The sequence below is a fragment of the Nonomuraea sp. NPDC003707 genome (assembly GCF_053587055.1).
On record NZ_JBSFNK010000007.1, the window covers coordinates 21,604 to 36,646 of the forward strand.

A 15,043-nucleotide genomic window follows, 5' to 3' on the forward strand; every position below is an offset into this window, starting at 1 on the left:
GGCCGGACGGCCGGGTCACCTGATGACAGCGATCGCTCATCCGCGTTATCATCGCGATATGGCGATTGATAACGACGGTGGCCGCTGTGTCAGCACCGACATCGCCGCCGGGGTCCCTCCGGCGGCGGCGCTGTTCCACTCGCTGGCCGACGAGACCCGGCTGCGCATCGTGCAGCGCCTGGCCAGGGGTGAGGCGCGCGTGGTGGACCTGACGGCCGAGCTCGGGCTGGCCCAGTCCACGGTCTCCAAGCACCTGGCCTGCCTGCGCGACTGCGACCTGGTGGACTACCGGGCCGAAGGACGCCAGTCGTTCTACTCCCTGACCCGGCCCGAGCTGATGGACCTGCTGGCCTCCACCGAGCAGCTGCTGGCCGCCACGGGCCACGCGGTCACCCTGCGCCCCGCCCAGGTGGGGGAGGCCGGGTCGTGACCGCGCAGAACCTGGGCCCGGCGCCGGCCCGGCGCGCCGTGCTCCGGCGCCGGATCCGGCTGCTGGTCGCCGCCACCATCACCTACAACGTGATCGAGGCCGTCGTCGCCATCACCGCGGGGACCATCGCCTCCTCCACGGCGCTCATCGGCTTCGGGCTGGACTCGGTCGTCGAGGTCGCCTCCGCCGCCGCGGTGGCCTGGCAGTTCTCCGCCGCCGACCACGAACGCCGCGAACGGGCCGCGCTGCGCGTCATCGCGATCTCCTTCTTCGCCCTGGCCGCCTACGTCACCGTCGACGCCGTACGCGCCCTGCTCGGCGCGGGGGAGGCCGGACACTCCACCCCGGGTCTGATCCTGGCCGCCCTGTCCCTGGCCGTCATGCCGTTCCTGTCGTACGCCCAGCGCCGCGCCGGTCGTGAGCTGGGCTCGGCCTCGGCGGTGGCCGACTCCAAGCAGACCCTGCTGTGCACCTACCTGTCGGGGGTGCTCCTGGCCGGGCTCGCGCTCAACAGCGCCTTCGGCTGGTCCTGGGCCGACCCGATCGCCGCCCTGGTCATCGCCGCGGTCGCGGTCAAGGAAGGGCGCGACGCCTGGCGCGGAGACGCCTGCTGCGCCGTGCCCGCCGGCGCCGAGCCGGACGGCTGCGCCGACGGTTGCTGCTCGCCGTCGTAGGCGCCCCAAGCGATTTGGAGAAATGTTGACCCTGGTGGGCGCGTTGGCGTGACCGTGGGGGAAGGGGTTACGTATTCAAACCTCCACGCGGTATGGGGAAGGTGGTGTGGGACATGGCTGATAGTCCACTCCATCCGAAACTCGACATGGGTCAGCACCCGGACATAGCGGCCCTGCGAGCTCAATACGACATGGCTGCGCAGAGCCCGTCGGGGCAGTCCGTCAGCGGACTGACATTCCTGAGCGGTCTCTATCTCGCCATCTCACCATGGGTGGTGGGATTCTTCGGGCGCTCGACCCTGACCGTCAACAATCTGATCACCGGTATCGCCCTGGCGCTGCTGGCGGCCGGGATAGCCTCGGCGTACGGCAGGATCCACGGGCTGGCATTTGTCGTACCGGTCATCGGAGTGTGGACGATCATCGCCCCGTGGGTGCTGCCGCCGCACACAGCCAGCGCCGGCACGATCATCAACAACGTCATCACGGGGATCGTCATCGTCGCATGCGGCCTGGCCTGCGTCATGCTGGGCTCGATGTCCCTACGTCGGCATTGACGCCTCCGGGCGGACCGCCGGTCCGCACCGAGAAGCGGCACGCCGCCGACTGCGTCCCGTCTCCTGGAGGAGAAGGGGACGCAGTCGACTGTCCGGCACCTGTGAGTTATCCGAAAAGTGTGGATCCGACGCTTGAGCATGATCCATCCTTGGCCGTGCAAGACGGCCCCGCCGAGGCGGGGCCGTACCGTAAGGCAAGGGAGTTTCATGGCCAACCGATATCGGACGTTATTGGGGGCGGCGGCGGGCGTCGCCATGCTGGCGACAGCCGCTGTGGCCCCCGCGCAGGCGTCCGCCGTCGCCCCCGTCAGCGTGACGTTCGCCGCGGCGGAGGACGTGTTCGTCAGCCAGGCCGAGCCGGCCAAGAGCTTCGCGACCGCGACCTGGGTGAGCGTCTGCGGCACCGCGTGCGGCAGCGCCACCGCGGGGCAGCGCGCCGCCCTGACCCGCTTCAAGGTGACCGGCATCCCGCAGGACGCCGAGGACGTCAAGGTCACGCTGGACGTGGTCTCGGCCAGAACGACGGACACCACCGTCTCCGTCCGCCCGGTGACGGGCGCCTGGACGGAGGCTGCCACCACCTGGAACACCCGTCCGGCGCTGAGCGCGCCGGTCATCGGCTCGCACACCGGCTTCACCGCCGGCGCGACGGCCAAGCTGGACGTCTCGTCGGCCGTCAAGGGTACCGGGACGTACGCGTTCGCCCTCACCGGGACCGACGCCACCACGACCGTCCTGATGTCCTCGCGCGAGAGCGGGGACCGGGGGCCGAAACTCACGATCACCTATACCGAAGGCGCCGGGGACGAGCAGACCGACGGGCCGCTGCCCTTCACCCTGGCGGGCACCGCGGCGCTGCGGGCCTCGGCCAAGAAGGTGTTCGCGCACTACTTCAGCCCCTATCCGATCTCCCTCGACAACCAGGCTCCGGCGGGCGACTACTACGCCAGGAACTACCTCAAGCCGGACGGCGAGAGCGGCAAGCACGCCGCCTACGGCGGGCTGCTGCGCGACCGGCCGCTGGGACGCGACCCGATCACGGGCGACTACGCGCTGGCCGACCTCAAGACCGAGGTGCGGCAGGCCATCGCCGCGGGCCTGGACGGCTTCACCGTCGACATCCTCTCCGTGACCAGCGCGCAGTGGACGCGGGTGCAGAACCTCGTCAAGGCGGCCGAGGCCGTGGACCCCGGCTTCAAGATCGTGCTCATGCCGGACATGAACGGCCTGTCCTCGACCGACAGCGCCGCCCTCGCCACCGCCATGGCCAAGCTGGCCGCGTCGAAGTCGGTCTACCGGCTGGCCGACGACCGCCTCGTCGTCGCCCCCTTCAAGGCCGAAGGCCGCACCCCCGCCTGGTGGTCGGACTGGATGAAGACCATGGAGACGCAGCACGGCATCAAGGTCGCCCTGGTGCCCACGTTCGTCGACTTCAACAAGTACCGCGACGCCTTCGCCTCCATCAGCTACGGCTTCTCGAACTGGGGCAGCCGCAGCCCCGCCGCCAACGCCGCTCTGACGACGAACATCGACCGCGCGCACGGCATGGGCAAGATCTGGATGCAGCCGGTGTCCGTCCAGGACGAGCGTCCCAACCAGAGCATCTTCGACGAGGCGGGCAACACCGAGAACCTGCGGGCCACCTGGAAGGGGGCCATCGACGGCAAGGCGGAGTGGGTGCAGCTCACCACCTGGAACGACTACTCGGAGAACACCCAGTTCGCCCCTTCCAGGAACGCCGGCTGGACTTATCTGGACATCAGCGCCTATTACCTGACCTGCTACAAGCTCGGCTGCCCGAAGATCACCAACGACACGGCGTACCTGACCCACCGGGTCCAGCCGGTCGCGGCCGAGCCGTCGTACGCGCAGACCAAGCTCATGAAGCTGCGCGCGGGCAGCACCGCGGCCCGCGACACCGTCGAGGTGCTCACCATGCTGACCGCGGCGGGCAAGATGTCGGTCACGGTCGGCGGCACGACGCAGACCTACGACGCGCCCGCGGGGGTGTCCGCCAAGACGTTCCCGCTGAAGGCGGGCGCCGCTTCGGCCTCGGTCACCAGGAGCTCGGCCGTGGTGGCGAAGGTGGTCTCGCCGTACGCGATCAGCGCGACGCCGTACGTGCAGGACCTGCACTACCGCGCGGCCTCCAGCGAACGCTGACGCGGCGCGCCGGATCCCCGGGCCGGGTGCCCCCTGGGATCCGGCGCGCCGGCACCTCTCAGGCGCGCAGCCTCTCCAGGCGGAGCGTGTCGCGCAGCAGCGGGCGGGCCGCCAGGGCCACGAGCACCGCGGTGAGAACCCCGATGCCCGCCATGGCCACGGCCCTGCCGACCGCCCAGCCGAGCCACCCCACCTGGTAGTGGTCGGCGAGGGGCACGATCACCGCCACGATTCCCGCGACCGCCGCCACGACGCAGATCGGCAGCGCGGCGATGACCGCCTGCCGTACGAGGACCCCGCCCAGCGCCCGCTCCGGCACCCCGGAGGCGGCCAGCGCGGCGAACGAGCGGCGGTGATCGAGCAGCTCCTCGGCCTGGTGCACCACGAGGGCGGCCGCCGACGTCACCAGGGCCACCAGGAGCGCGGCGTCGACGAGCGCATGGGCGTGGTGGTAGCCGGCGGCCGCCTGCTGGGCCCCGGCGGCCGCGCCGAAGAACACCGTCAGGCCCACCACGGACAGGGCTCTGGCCCGGGCCCTCGGGTCCGCCTCGACCAGCCGTGCGGCCAGCAGCATCTCGGGCGAGCCGGCCCGCCGGGCGGCGCGGCGCGCGGACACCCTGATCACCCAGGTCGTGGCCAGCGTCGCCCCGAACAGCATGAGCACCGCCCCGGCCGTGATGGCCACAGCCGCCCCGTACTTCCCGGCGAGCGGGAAGCTCCCTTTCATCACGAATCCGAGAAAGAAGAGGCAGGCACCGGCCACGAAGCGGTACAGGTCCGCCGCTCTCGGCCCCCGCAGGCGTGAACGGCGAACCAGGCCCAGCGGTGAGGCGATGACGTTCCGGCCGGCGCGCGCCCCTGACAGGGCTCCGCCCAGCGCCATCACGGCCATGACCACCGGCACCTGGATCAGCGGCCCGGAGAGATGGGTGACCACGTAGACCGCGGCGCCGGCCAGCGAGCCGGCCAGCGCCAGCCGGCCGCCTTCCAGGGCGCCGAGCAGGCGCACGTCGTCCGGCGTGGCCCCGGCCAGCCGCAGGCCGGCCAGCCGCCGCTCCCTGGTGGCCGAGCCCAACCGGTTGGACTGGTGCACCAGGCCGGCGACCGGCAGGGCCAGCAGGGCCAGGGCCAACCCGGTCAGCGAGCCGCCCTCGTCCTTGTAGTCGGCCAGGCTGACGGCCGTGCAGACCAGGAACGTCGCCAGCCCCGTGCCGGCGGCGACCAGCCAGGCGCGGGCCCGCTCGGTCCGTGACCGTCCCCTGTTCAGCATGCGGATGACGGTGATCATTGGCTGATCCCCGTCAGCACGGCCCCGTCGCGCAGGGCGAGCTCGCGGTCGGCGTAGGCCGCCACCCGGTTGTCGTGGGTGACCAGGACCACTGCGGTGCCGCCGGCGCGGGCCGCGCCCAGCAGCGCGCTCATCACCTGCTCGCCGCCGAGGGTGTCCAGCGCTCCGGTGGGTTCGTCGGCGAAGACCACGCGCGGGCCGGTCACCAGCGCCCGCGCGACGGCCACCCGCTGCAACTGGCCCCCGGACAGCTCGCCGGGCCGCTGGTCGGCGCAGTCGGACACCTCCAGCCGGGCCAGCATGTCGGCCGCGGCGTTCATCGACTCCTGCCGGCCGTGCCGGTTGAACAGCATCGGTAACGCGACGTTCTCCGCCGCCGTGAGCTCGGGCACCAGCTCCCCGAACTGGAAGACCACGCCGAAGCTCTCGCGGCGCAGCTTGGTCAGCTTCGCCTCGGCCAGCGTGTCGATCCGCCTGCCGTCCAGGACGACCTCGCCGGACTCCGGGCGGATGATCCCGGCCAGGGGCAGTGCAGCAGGGTCGACTTGCCCGATCCGCTCGGCCCGGTGACCGCGAGGATCTCGCCCTCCGCGAGCTGGAGGGAGACGCCTGTCAGCGCCCTGGTCCTGCCGTACGACTTCACCAGGCCGCTGGCCTCAAGCATCGTTGTCCCCCTTCAGCCGCGACAGTGCGGTCTCGATCCAGCGCAGGTCGGCGTCGAGGTGCTGGAGCGCAAAGTCGGCCGCCAGCACCTGGGCGGGCGGGCTGGCCGCCTTCTCGGCGGTCAGCTCCCGCATGCGGGCCAGATGCGCCTCGCGCTGCCGCAGCAGATAGCCGTCGGCGTCTCGTCCCGCGACGGCGACCCGGGCGAACAGCGAGCTGGCGACATACGGCGCCGGCGGCTCCACGGTGTTCAGCCACCGGGCCAGCTCCTCCCGGCCGCTGCCGGTGATCGCGTACATGGTCCGCTCGGGGCCGCCCTCCTGCTGCGTCTCCGCCACCTCGGCGAAGCCGTCGCGTTCCAGCCGCTGCAACGTGGCGTAGACCTGCCCGTAGGCCAGCGGCTTGGCGCCGGCCAGGCGATGATCGTGCTCCTTCTTGAGCTCGTAGCCGTGTTTCGGGCGCTCCGCGAGCAGCCCGAGCATCACATGAGCCGTGGACATGATCGCAACTATACATTCAATGAATAGTCGGGCAAGCGGCGGACTTCGAGGAGGCGGACGGCTCAGCCCGCGAGGCCGTCGAGCAGGTCGTCCAGGGCGGACTTCACCCGCTCCACACCCGTCTCCCCGAGCCGGTGGGCCAGCAGCGGGGCGGCGAGGGGCGCGAGGAGGGCGTCGGCGAGGCAGTGGGCGTCCGCGCCGGGGCGGAACCGGCCGATCAGCATCGACAGGTGACCGTGGTAGGCGTCGTACGCGCCGCCGAAGCGGGCCAGCGGGCTCGCCGTCTCGGCCATGAGCAGCAGGTCGAGCTGCTCGGCCGTCCTGTCCGCCAGGGCCCGCAGGAACGCTTTGGCGCGCGCGGCCGGCTCCGCGCCGGGGCCGAGCGGCGGCGGCCCCTCGATGAACGCAGCCTGGAACTCCCGCTCCCGCCGGTCGATCAGCGCGTACGCCAGCCCGGACCGGTCGCCGAAGCGCCGGTAGAGCGTGCCGACGCCGACCCCGGCGGCCGCGGCCACGTCCGCCATCTGCAGGCCCTGCACGCCGCGGGCGGCCACGATGCCCTCGGCGGCGGCGAGGATCTTCGCGCGATTGCGGGCCGCGTCGGTGCGCTCGCGTGTCACGGCTCCCATCCTGGCACCTCTTGTCAACCGGAACTGATTCCGGTTACGTTGAAACGGAATTGATTCCGCTTCAACGGGATGGAGGACGCATGGCACGGAAGGTAGCCCTGGTCACCGGGGGTAGCAGGGGGATCGGCGCGGCCGTCGCGCGGCGGCTGGCGGGTGACGGGTTCGACGTGGCTCTCACGTACCGGAGCGCGGGCGACCGGGCGGCGGCGATCGTCAAGGAGATCGAGGCGGCCGGCGCTCGGGCGCTCGGGCTCCAGGCGGAGGCCGCCGACGCCGGGGCGCTGGTCGCGGCCGTGGAGCGGACGGTCCGCGAGCTGGGCCGGCTGGACGTCCTGGTCGGCAACGCGGGCATCGCGCCGTACGGGGCGCTGGAGGAGGTGACGCTGGAGGAGGTCGACCGGCTGCTGGCCGTGCACCCCAGGGCCTCGTTCGTGCTGGCGCAGGCGGCGGCGCGGCACATGCCGGACGGCGGCAGGATCATTCTCATCGGCAGCAGCCTGGCCGAACGCGTGCCCTACCCCGGCTGGACGGCGTACGCGATGAGCAAGTCGGCGCTGACCGGGCTCGCCAAGGGGCTGGCCAGGGACCTCGGGCCGCGCGGCATCACCGCGAACGTGGTCCACCCCGGATCCACCGACACCGAGATGAACCCGGCGGACGGGCCGGACGCGGACGAGGAGCGGCGCCACACGGCGCTCGGCCGCTACTGCTCGCCCGACGACATCGCCGCCACCGTCGCCCACCTGGCGGGGGACGGGGGCCGCGCCATCACGGGCACGGCCGTCTCCGTCGACGCGGGTGTCACCGCCTGACGCGTTACGTCACCTTCCGGTCATCGCCGGAAACCTCCGCGTAACCCTTGACATGTCCGCACGCCTCCCAGCACGCTTGTCATGAAATGGAAAGACTTTTCACTGTGTGAAAAGACTGGAAGGCGGCTACACCCCCATGAGCCATGAACAGGCGTTCGCCGAGCATGCCCCCGCCCCCGACGACGAGGCCGCGGCCGCGGCGGCGCGGGTTTCCGACGCGAGGCTGAGAGCGGGCGCGCAAGTGGTTCTTGTCGCGCTCTCGTGCTACATCGCCGTCGAATCCCTGGGGCTCGGCCTGTGGACCTCGTTCGGTCCCGGGCCGGGGTTCTTCCCGTTCGTGCTGGCCATCGCACTCGGGCTGCTCGCGCTGGCCTGGGCCGCCCAGACGAGGCGGGCCCGTGCGGACGAGGACGGCCCGGCCGAGCGCACCGACGTGGGCCACGCCGCCGCCGTGCTCGGCAGCCTGGTGGTGCTCGCGGCCGCCATGGACCTGGCCGGCTACCAGATCAGCGTGTTCGTGTTCCTCATGTTCCACCTCAAGTGGCGCGCGGGCCGGAGCTGGGCGCTGTCGCTCGTGCTCTCCCTCGCCGGCAGCGTGGGCATCTACCACGGCTTCGACCAGGGGCTGATGGTGCAGCTGCCGCCGTCGGCGATCCCGCTCCTGGCCGGCTGGGGCCTGTGATGGACGTCCTGGCCGACCTGCTCGGCGGGCTCGCCACGGCCCTGTCGCCGCAGAACCTCCTGTACGCGTTCATCGGCTGCCTGCTCGGCACCCTGATCGGGGTCCTGCCGGGCATCGGGCCCGTCGCCGGGGTGGCGCTGCTCATCCCGCTCACCCTCAACCTGGACCCGACCAGCGCCATCATCATGCTGGCCGCCATCTTCTACGGCACCCAGTACGGCGGCACCATCACCAGCGTCCTGCTCAACACCCCGGGCGAGGCCGCCTCCGCGATCACCACGATCGACGGCTACGCCATGACCAAGCAGGGCCGCGCGGGGGTGGCGCTCACCATCGCGGCGGTCGGGTCGTTCGTCGGCGGCACCGTCGCCACCGTCGGGCTCGTCGTCGCCGCCAAGCCGCTCGGCGACCTGGGCCTGCGGATCGGGCCGCCGGAGTTCTTCGCGCTCATGGTGCTCGGCATCTCCCTGCTCGTCGCGCTCGCCGGCCGCTCGATGACCAAGGCGCTCATCTCCGGCGTGCTCGGCCTGCTGATCTCGATGGTCGGCATCGACCCGGTGGCCGGGGCGCCGAGGTTCACCTTCGGCAGCGAACGCCTGCTCGACGGCATCAGCTTCGTCGCCGTCATCATCGGGCTCTTCGGCCTGTCGGAGATCCTCGTGGCGGCCAGGGGCGGCACCGCCCAGGCGGTGGCCCCAGGGCTGCGGGCGCTCCTGCCGGGCCGTGCCGACCTGCGGCGCAGCGTTCCGGCGATCGCCAGGGGCACCGGGATCGGGTTCGCGCTCGGGCTCGTCCCCGGGATGACCGGCTCGGTCTCCTCGCTGCTCGCCTACGGCGCGGAGCGCAGGTTCAGCAGGCACCGCGCCGAGCTGGGGTCGGGCGCGGTGGAGGGCGTCGCGGGGCCGGAGACGGCCAACAACGCGCACGCGAACGGCGCGCTCGTGCCCCTGTTCACCCTCGGCATCCCGGCCTCACCGACGATCGCCGTGCTCATGGGAGCGTTCCTGCAGCAGGGGCTGACGCCGGGGCCGACCCTGTTCGCCGAGCACGCCGACGTCGCCTGGGGGATCATCGCCAGCCTGTTCGTCGGCAACGTCATCCTGCTGGTGCTCAACGTGCCGCTGGTGCGGGTGTGGACGTCGATCCTGCGCATCCCGTACCCGGTGCTGACCGCGCTGATCCTCACGTTCATGGTCGTGGGCGCGTACACGATCAACTTCTCCGTCTTCGACGTGTTCGTCATGGTCGCCTTCGGGCTGCTCGGCCTCGTGCTGCGCCGCCTGGACATCCCCCTGGCGCCCCTGGTGCTCACCCTCGTGCTCGGGCCCCTCATGGAGCGTTCCCTGCGCGAGTCGCTGGAGCTGTCGCAAGGCGACCTCACCGTCTTCCTGACCCGTCCGATCTGCGTCGTCCTGCTGGTGATCGCGCTCGCCATCGCCCTGAGCCCGCTGCTGAGCCGGCTGCTGGGGCTGCGCAAACCCGCCGTCCTGGCCGAGGACCCCGAGGCCTGAGGCCGACACCCCCCATAAGGAGTCATCGTGAAAGTCAAGATCGCAGTCACGGCCGTGGCCGTGGCGACGGCGCTCGCCGCGTGCGGCGCCCAGCAGTCCGGCGGCGCCGCGGGCGCCTGGCCGCGCAAGGGGAAGCCGGTCACGCTGATCGTCTCGTTCGCGCCCGGGGCGGCCGTCGACGCGGCGGCCCGCGTGGTCGCACCCGTCCTGGAGAAGGAGCTGGGTACGAACGTCGAAGTGCTCAACAAGCCGGGCGCCGGGGGACAGATCGGCTACACCGCGCTCACCAAGGCCAAGCCCGACGGCTACACCATCGGCGCCACCGGCTCGCCGTCCGTCGTCGTCTCGCCCCTCGACCCGAGCCGGGGCGCCACCTACACCCGGCAGAGCTTCCTGCCGCTGGGCATGCAGGTGCTCGACCCGATGCTGGTCGGGGTCGCGCCCGGCAGCCCGTACAAGGATCTGAAAGCCCTGATCGAGGCGGTCAAGGCCAAGCCGAAGAGCGTCACCGCGACCACGACCGGGGTGCAGACCGGCGAGCACTTCGCCCTGGCCGACATCCAGCAGAAGACCGGGGCGGAGTTCGCCCCCGTGCACTTCTCGGAGGGTGCGTCGTCGGCCATCGCCGCCTTCCTCGGCAAGCACGTCGAGGCGTACGTCGGCAACGTCAGCGACGTCAAGGACCTCGTCGCCCAGGGCAAGATCCAGGTGCTCGGCGTCATGTCGGCCGAGCGGAGCCCGTTCCTGCCGGACGCGCCCACCTTCGCCGAGCAGGGCTACCAGGTCGAGGGGGCGACCGCCCGCGGTTACTCGGCGCCCGCCGGGCTGCCGGACGAGGTCCGCGTCAAGCTCGAAGGAGCCCTGAAGAAGGCGATCGAGGACCCGGCGGTCGTCGCCAAGATGAAGGACCTCGGCCTGGCCACCGCGTACAAGTCCGGCCAGGACTACAGCACGTACTGGGCCGACCAGGAGACCACGGTCAAGCAGGCCCTCCCCCTCGTCCGCAACACCAAGAGCTGAAAGGCGCCTTCAATGAGCGAGACCTCCCAGGACGCGCTGGCCCGGCTGGCCGCCCTGCCCACCGCCAACATCGGCGACGCCATGGACCGCCTCGGCGTCCTCGACTCCCGGATCCGCCCCATCTGGCCGGGCGCCCGCGTGGCCGGGCGCGCCTTCACCATCTGGACCCGATCGGGTGACAACGCGCTCATCCACCAGGCGCTCGACGTCGTCGAACCCGGCGACGTCATCGTGGTCAACGGCGGCGGCGACGAGTCCCGGGCGCTGATCGGCGAGCTGATCGGGCAGCGCGCCAAGAACAAGGGCGTGGCCGGGTTCGTCATCGACGGGGCCGTCAGGGACGCCGACGGGCTCGGGGAGATGGGCATGCCCGTCTTCGCCCGCGCGGTGACGCCCGCGGGGCCGTACAAGAACGGGCCCGGCCACCTCGGCCGCACCGTCGCGGTCGGCGGCGTCGCCGTCGCGCCGGGCGACCTGATCCTCGGCGACGCCGACGGCGTGGTCGTCGTCCCGCTGGCCGAGGCCGAGCGGGTCGCGCAGGCGGCCGAGGCCGTCTTCGTGACCGAGGAGGGCAAACGGGCTGCCATCCTTGAATCCGCGTGACGACAGGTTCATCCGCGTGCGAGAAAGGGTTCCGCCGATGACCGCAGGACAGCCGCAGCCGTCCATGCGCTCGGTCGAGCGCGCGTTCGACGTGATCGAGGTGCTGGAGCGCAGCGACAAGCCGCTGCGGCTGTCGGAGGTCGCGCGGCGGGCCGGGCTGTCCCCGGCCACGACGCTGCGCCTGCTCGGGGTGCTGCAGCGGCGCGGGTTCGTGGTCGCCGGGCAGCAGGCCTACCACCTCGGCCCGGCCGCCCTCGCCATCGCGCACGGCTTCCTCGTCACCGACGGCCTCAGCCGCGCGGCCACCCCCGTGCTCCAGGAGCTGGCCGCCACCACCGGCCTGACCACGACGCTGCACATCAGGTCGGGCCTGGAGCGCATCGTCATCGCCCGTGTCGACGGCGCCGACCCGCTGCGCTACCAGCTCCCCATCGGCCGCCGGCTGCCGCTGCACCTGGGCGCGGGCAAGGTGCTCGCGGCGGCCATGCCGGACGACGAGCTCGACGCCCTGATGGCCGCGGTCCGCGACCTGGGCACCGCGGGCGGCAAGCCGGTCAGCGAGGCCGACCTGCGGGCCGAGCTGGAGCAGATCAGGGAACGCGGCTACCACTTCTCCATGAACGAACGCGTGCTCGGGAGCTCGGGCATCAGCGCGCCCGTGCCGGCCCCGGACGGCCACTCCATGGCGTCCGTGGGCATCTCCGGCCCCGCCGAGCGCCACCCCGAGAGCGAGATGCTCGGCTGGGTGCCCGAGCTGCGCCGCGCCGCCGCGGCGCTCGGCCGGGCGCGCGACCTTTAGCCATGGTTCACATATAAGAGGACTGAAGAGATTGATCATGCGTTGCGCCGTCATCGGACTGGGCGAGGCGGGCGGCGTCTATGCCGCCGCGCTCGCCGCCGCCGGGCACGAAGTGCTCGGGTACGACCCCGGCGACACCCCCACCCCCGAAGGCGTCACCAGAACGGCGACCCTGCGGGAGGCCGTCGAACAGGCCGCGTACGTGCTCGTCCTGACCGGGGCCGCCGCGGCCCCCTCCGTGGCCGAGCAGTGCCTGCCCCACCTGGCGCGGGGCGCCTGCTACGCCGACTTCACCTCGGCCTCTCCGGAGGTCATGGAGCGGCTCGGCCGGATGGTCGGCGAGCGTGCCGACTTCGCCGACGTGGCGATCCTGGGCCCGGTGCCGTTGCACGGGCATCTGGTCCCGCTGCTGGCCAGCGGGCCGGGGGCGGGCGCGATCGCCCGGCTCGTCCGCCCGCTCGGCGGCCCGCGCGAGGTCTCCGTGGAGGTCCTCGACGGGCCTCCCGGGGCGGCCATGGGCCGCAAGCTGCTGCGCAGCGTGTTCATGAAGGGACTGGCCTCGGTGGTCTGCGAGGCCGTCGCGGCGGGGCAGGCGGCCGGGGACGAGGACTGGATCAGGGCCGAGATCGCCAAGCAACTCGCGGGCGACGGCCAGGCCGTCATCGACCGGTTCCTGACGGGCACCCGTACGCATGCCGTACGGCGGGCCATGGAGATGCGCGACACCGGCGCCTACCTGGACGTCCTCGGCGTGCCCGCCGAGATGACCCGCGCGGCCGAGCAGACCCTCCGCCGCCTGTCCACCGGCTGACGCGGCTTTTGTCGGTGGGCGATGACATGATCCGGCCATGACGACCTTCGCGCCACCGCCCGGCACCGCGGCCTGGCGGCACCTCGACGCGCGCACCGGCTTCGAGGTGGTCTACTTCCGGCCGCTCCCGGACGGGCACCGCGTCGAGGGGTGCACGACCGCGGTCGAGGAGGGCCGCACCTGGGTCGTCGACTATGTCATCGAGCTCGACGCGAGCTGGGCCACCCGCTCGGCCCGGCTCGCGAGCCGTTCCGCCGGGGGCAGGCGCCAGATCCTCCTGGAGACCGACGGCGCGGGCCGCTGGCGGGTGGACGGCGCGCCGGCGTCCTGGCTGGACGGCTGCCTCGACGTCGACCTCGAGTCGTCGGCCCTGACCAACGCGTTCCCCGTGCACCGGATGCGCCTCGGCGTGGGCGCCGCCGCACCGGCTCCGGCGGCCTTCGTCCGGGCCGCCGACCTGGCCGTCGAGCGGCTCGAGCAGCGCTATGCCCGGCTGGCCGACGAGGAGGGGCGGCAGCGCTACGACTACGCGGCGCCGGTCTTCGACGTCGCCTGCGACCTGGTCTACGACGCGTCGGGCCTCGTCCTCGACTACCCGGGCCTCGCCGTCCGAGCCGCCTGAGCCGCCTGCTTCGGCTCACCCTTCGGGCTTCGGCTCGCACTTCGGGCGGACCGGCTGACGGCGGCGACGGGGTGGCGGTCTGACGGTGGCGCTCTAACGGCGGCGGGCTGTCGGCCTGGCGGTGGCGGCCTGGCGGCGGCGGTCGGACGGTGGCGACGGGTCCGCGGCGACGGGCTGCTGCCCTGGCGGTCGCGACCGGCTGGCGGCCGTGGGTTTGGTCGTCGGTCGCCCTGAGGTCAGGAATCGGGGCGGGTCGCCGTCTCGTGCAGGCCGAGGATCTTGGTGAGCTCGTCCGGCGGCGTCAGCTGCGCAGGCGGCGCGCTCTTCTCGGCCGCGACCGGCCCCGCTGACTCCTCCCGCGCCGGGGAGCCCTGCTCGCCGCGGTCGAAGAAGCGCAGCACCTCCACCGGCAGCGGCATCACCAGCGTGGACGTCTTCTCGGCCGCCACCTCGACGACCGTCTGCAGGAGCCGCAGCTGCAGGGCGCTCGGCGTCTGAGCCATGATCGCGGAGGCGTCGGCGAGCTTCTGGGCGGCCTGGAACTCCCCGTCCGCGGTGATCACGCGGGCGCGGCGCTCCCGCTCGGCCTCGGCCTGGCGGGCCACGGAGCGCTTCATGGACTCGGGCAGCTGCACGTCCTTGATCTCCACCCGGTCGATGTGGATGCCCCAGCCGAGCGCCGGGCTGTCGATCATGAGCGCGAGGCCCTTGTTCAGCTCCTCGCGGTTGGAGAGCAGATCGTCCAGCTCGCTCTTGCCGATGATGGAGCGCAGCGACGTCTGCGCCACCTGCTCCACCGCGAACAGGTAGTTCTGCACCTCGACGGCCGCCCGCAGCGGGTCCTGCACCCGGAAGTAGGCGACGGCGTCGACCTGGACCGACACGTTGTCACGGGTGATGCCCTCCTGCGTGGGCACCGGCATCGTGACGATCTGTACGTTCACCTTCTTCAACCGGTCAACTCCCGGGATGAGAAAGGCGACTCCCGGCCGGCGGATCTCCTTCTGCGCCCGGCCGAAGCGGAACACGATGCCGCGCTCGACCTGATTGACGATCCTGACGCCCCCGAACCCGGTCAATATGGCGATGGCCGCGAGGAAACCCAGGATGATCTCGGTAACCATAATGGCCTCCCTCCCATACTTCGAGAGTAGGCCTGCTCGAACGGAAGAGCGTACCGAGCCGGCCGGACCTCCCGGGCGCCGGGGTCCGCCGCTTCCGGCGCAACGGCCACGGTGCCGTCAACCGTCAACCGCGATCGTGCGGGGCGCGGTGGCCC

The 15,043-nt window shown here is 72.2% G+C and carries 16 protein-coding genes and 1 pseudogene; 12 read left to right on the plus strand and 5 right to left on the minus strand.

Annotated elements, in window-relative coordinates:
- Positions 1 to 58: 58 nt before the first annotated feature.
- From ACWDRB_RS19760 to ACWDRB_RS19775, 4 genes are all read left to right on the plus strand, one after another.
- Positions 59 to 430 carry an ArsR/SmtB family transcription factor gene (locus ACWDRB_RS19760; protein WP_449895659.1) on the plus strand — a complete coding sequence of 124 codons (372 nt, stop codon included), beginning with the start codon at positions 59 to 61 and terminating at the stop codon, positions 428 to 430.
- Entirely contained in the window at positions 427 to 1,104 is a 678-nt protein-coding gene (locus tag ACWDRB_RS19765; protein WP_350739464.1) for a cation transporter, read from the plus strand. The genes ACWDRB_RS19760 and ACWDRB_RS19765 overlap by 4 nt, the downstream gene beginning before the upstream one ends.
- 92 nt (positions 1,105 to 1,196) lie before the next feature.
- Positions 1,197 to 1,661, plus strand: coding sequence for an SPW repeat protein (locus ACWDRB_RS19770; RefSeq protein WP_449895662.1), 465 nt, complete (start codon positions 1,197 to 1,199; stop codon positions 1,659 to 1,661).
- Between the two features lie 207 nt (positions 1,662 to 1,868).
- The gene (locus ACWDRB_RS19775) at positions 1,869 to 3,824 is read left to right on the plus strand and encodes an endo-1,3-alpha-glucanase family glycosylhydrolase (protein ID WP_449895664.1); all 1,956 of its coding nucleotides are present in this window, start codon (positions 1,869 to 1,871) and stop codon (positions 3,822 to 3,824) included.
- 58 nt (positions 3,825 to 3,882) lie between these two features.
- Here the strand turns inward: ACWDRB_RS19775 and ACWDRB_RS19780 are convergent, their stop codons facing one another.
- The 4 genes and pseudogenes from ACWDRB_RS19780 to ACWDRB_RS19795 form a co-directional block, all read right to left on the minus strand.
- Entirely contained in the window at positions 3,883 to 5,112 is a 1,230-nt protein-coding gene (locus tag ACWDRB_RS19780; protein ID WP_449895666.1) for a hypothetical protein, read from the minus strand.
- Positions 5,109 to 5,776, minus strand: a pseudogene (locus ACWDRB_RS19785) (ABC transporter ATP-binding protein). The gene ACWDRB_RS19780 and the pseudogene ACWDRB_RS19785 overlap by 4 nt, the downstream one beginning before the upstream one ends.
- Entirely contained in the window at positions 5,769 to 6,275 is a 507-nt protein-coding gene (locus ACWDRB_RS19790; protein WP_449895668.1) for a PadR family transcriptional regulator, read from the minus strand. Before ACWDRB_RS19790 ends, ACWDRB_RS19785 begins: the two are co-directional and overlap by 8 nt.
- Positions 6,276 to 6,337: 62 nt before the next feature.
- Entirely contained in the window at positions 6,338 to 6,904 is a 567-nt protein-coding gene (locus ACWDRB_RS19795) for a TetR/AcrR family transcriptional regulator (protein ID WP_350739447.1), read from the minus strand.
- A gap of 80 nt (positions 6,905 to 6,984) precedes the next feature.
- Here ACWDRB_RS19795 and ACWDRB_RS19800 point away from each other — a divergent pair, with 80 nt between their 5' ends.
- From ACWDRB_RS19800 to ACWDRB_RS19835, 8 genes are all read left to right on the plus strand, one after another.
- The gene (locus tag ACWDRB_RS19800; RefSeq protein ID WP_449895670.1) at positions 6,985 to 7,716 is read left to right on the plus strand and encodes an SDR family NAD(P)-dependent oxidoreductase; all 732 of its coding nucleotides are present in this window, start codon (positions 6,985 to 6,987) and stop codon (positions 7,714 to 7,716) included.
- Between the two features lie 106 nt (positions 7,717 to 7,822).
- Positions 7,823 to 8,398, plus strand: a complete 576-nt coding sequence (locus ACWDRB_RS19805; RefSeq protein ID WP_449895672.1) for a tripartite tricarboxylate transporter TctB family protein — start codon at positions 7,823 to 7,825, stop codon at positions 8,396 to 8,398.
- A complete protein-coding gene (locus tag ACWDRB_RS19810) occupies positions 8,398 to 9,909 on the plus strand; it encodes a tripartite tricarboxylate transporter permease (RefSeq protein ID WP_449895674.1) in 1,512 nt (503 codons plus the stop codon). The genes ACWDRB_RS19805 and ACWDRB_RS19810 overlap by 1 nt, the downstream gene beginning before the upstream one ends.
- 27 nt (positions 9,910 to 9,936) lie before the next feature.
- A complete protein-coding gene (locus ACWDRB_RS19815; RefSeq protein WP_449895676.1) occupies positions 9,937 to 10,929 on the plus strand; it encodes a tripartite tricarboxylate transporter substrate binding protein in 993 nt (330 codons plus the stop codon).
- 12 nt (positions 10,930 to 10,941) lie between these two features.
- Complete coding sequence (locus tag ACWDRB_RS19820) at positions 10,942 to 11,532, plus strand: RraA family protein (protein WP_350739434.1); 591 nt, start codon at positions 10,942 to 10,944, stop codon at positions 11,530 to 11,532.
- A 37-nt stretch (positions 11,533 to 11,569) separates the two neighbouring features.
- The gene (locus ACWDRB_RS19825; RefSeq protein ID WP_363972768.1) at positions 11,570 to 12,331 is read left to right on the plus strand and encodes an IclR family transcriptional regulator; all 762 of its coding nucleotides are present in this window, start codon (positions 11,570 to 11,572) and stop codon (positions 12,329 to 12,331) included.
- A 37-nt stretch (positions 12,332 to 12,368) separates the two neighbouring features.
- The gene (locus tag ACWDRB_RS19830) at positions 12,369 to 13,142 is read left to right on the plus strand and encodes a DUF1932 domain-containing protein (RefSeq protein ID WP_449895680.1); all 774 of its coding nucleotides are present in this window, start codon (positions 12,369 to 12,371) and stop codon (positions 13,140 to 13,142) included.
- A gap of 37 nt (positions 13,143 to 13,179) precedes the next feature.
- Positions 13,180 to 13,764: a putative glycolipid-binding domain-containing protein gene (locus ACWDRB_RS19835; RefSeq protein WP_449895682.1), complete on the plus strand. Its 585-nt coding sequence runs from the start codon at positions 13,180 to 13,182 to the stop codon at positions 13,762 to 13,764.
- 236 nt (positions 13,765 to 14,000) lie between these two features.
- Here ACWDRB_RS19835 and ACWDRB_RS19840 read toward each other — a convergent pair whose 3' ends face one another.
- Positions 14,001 to 14,888 (minus strand): slipin family protein, encoded by an 888-nt coding sequence (locus ACWDRB_RS19840; protein ID WP_449895684.1) that lies wholly within the window; start codon positions 14,886 to 14,888, stop codon positions 14,001 to 14,003.
- Positions 14,889 to 15,043: the final 155 nt, after the last annotated feature.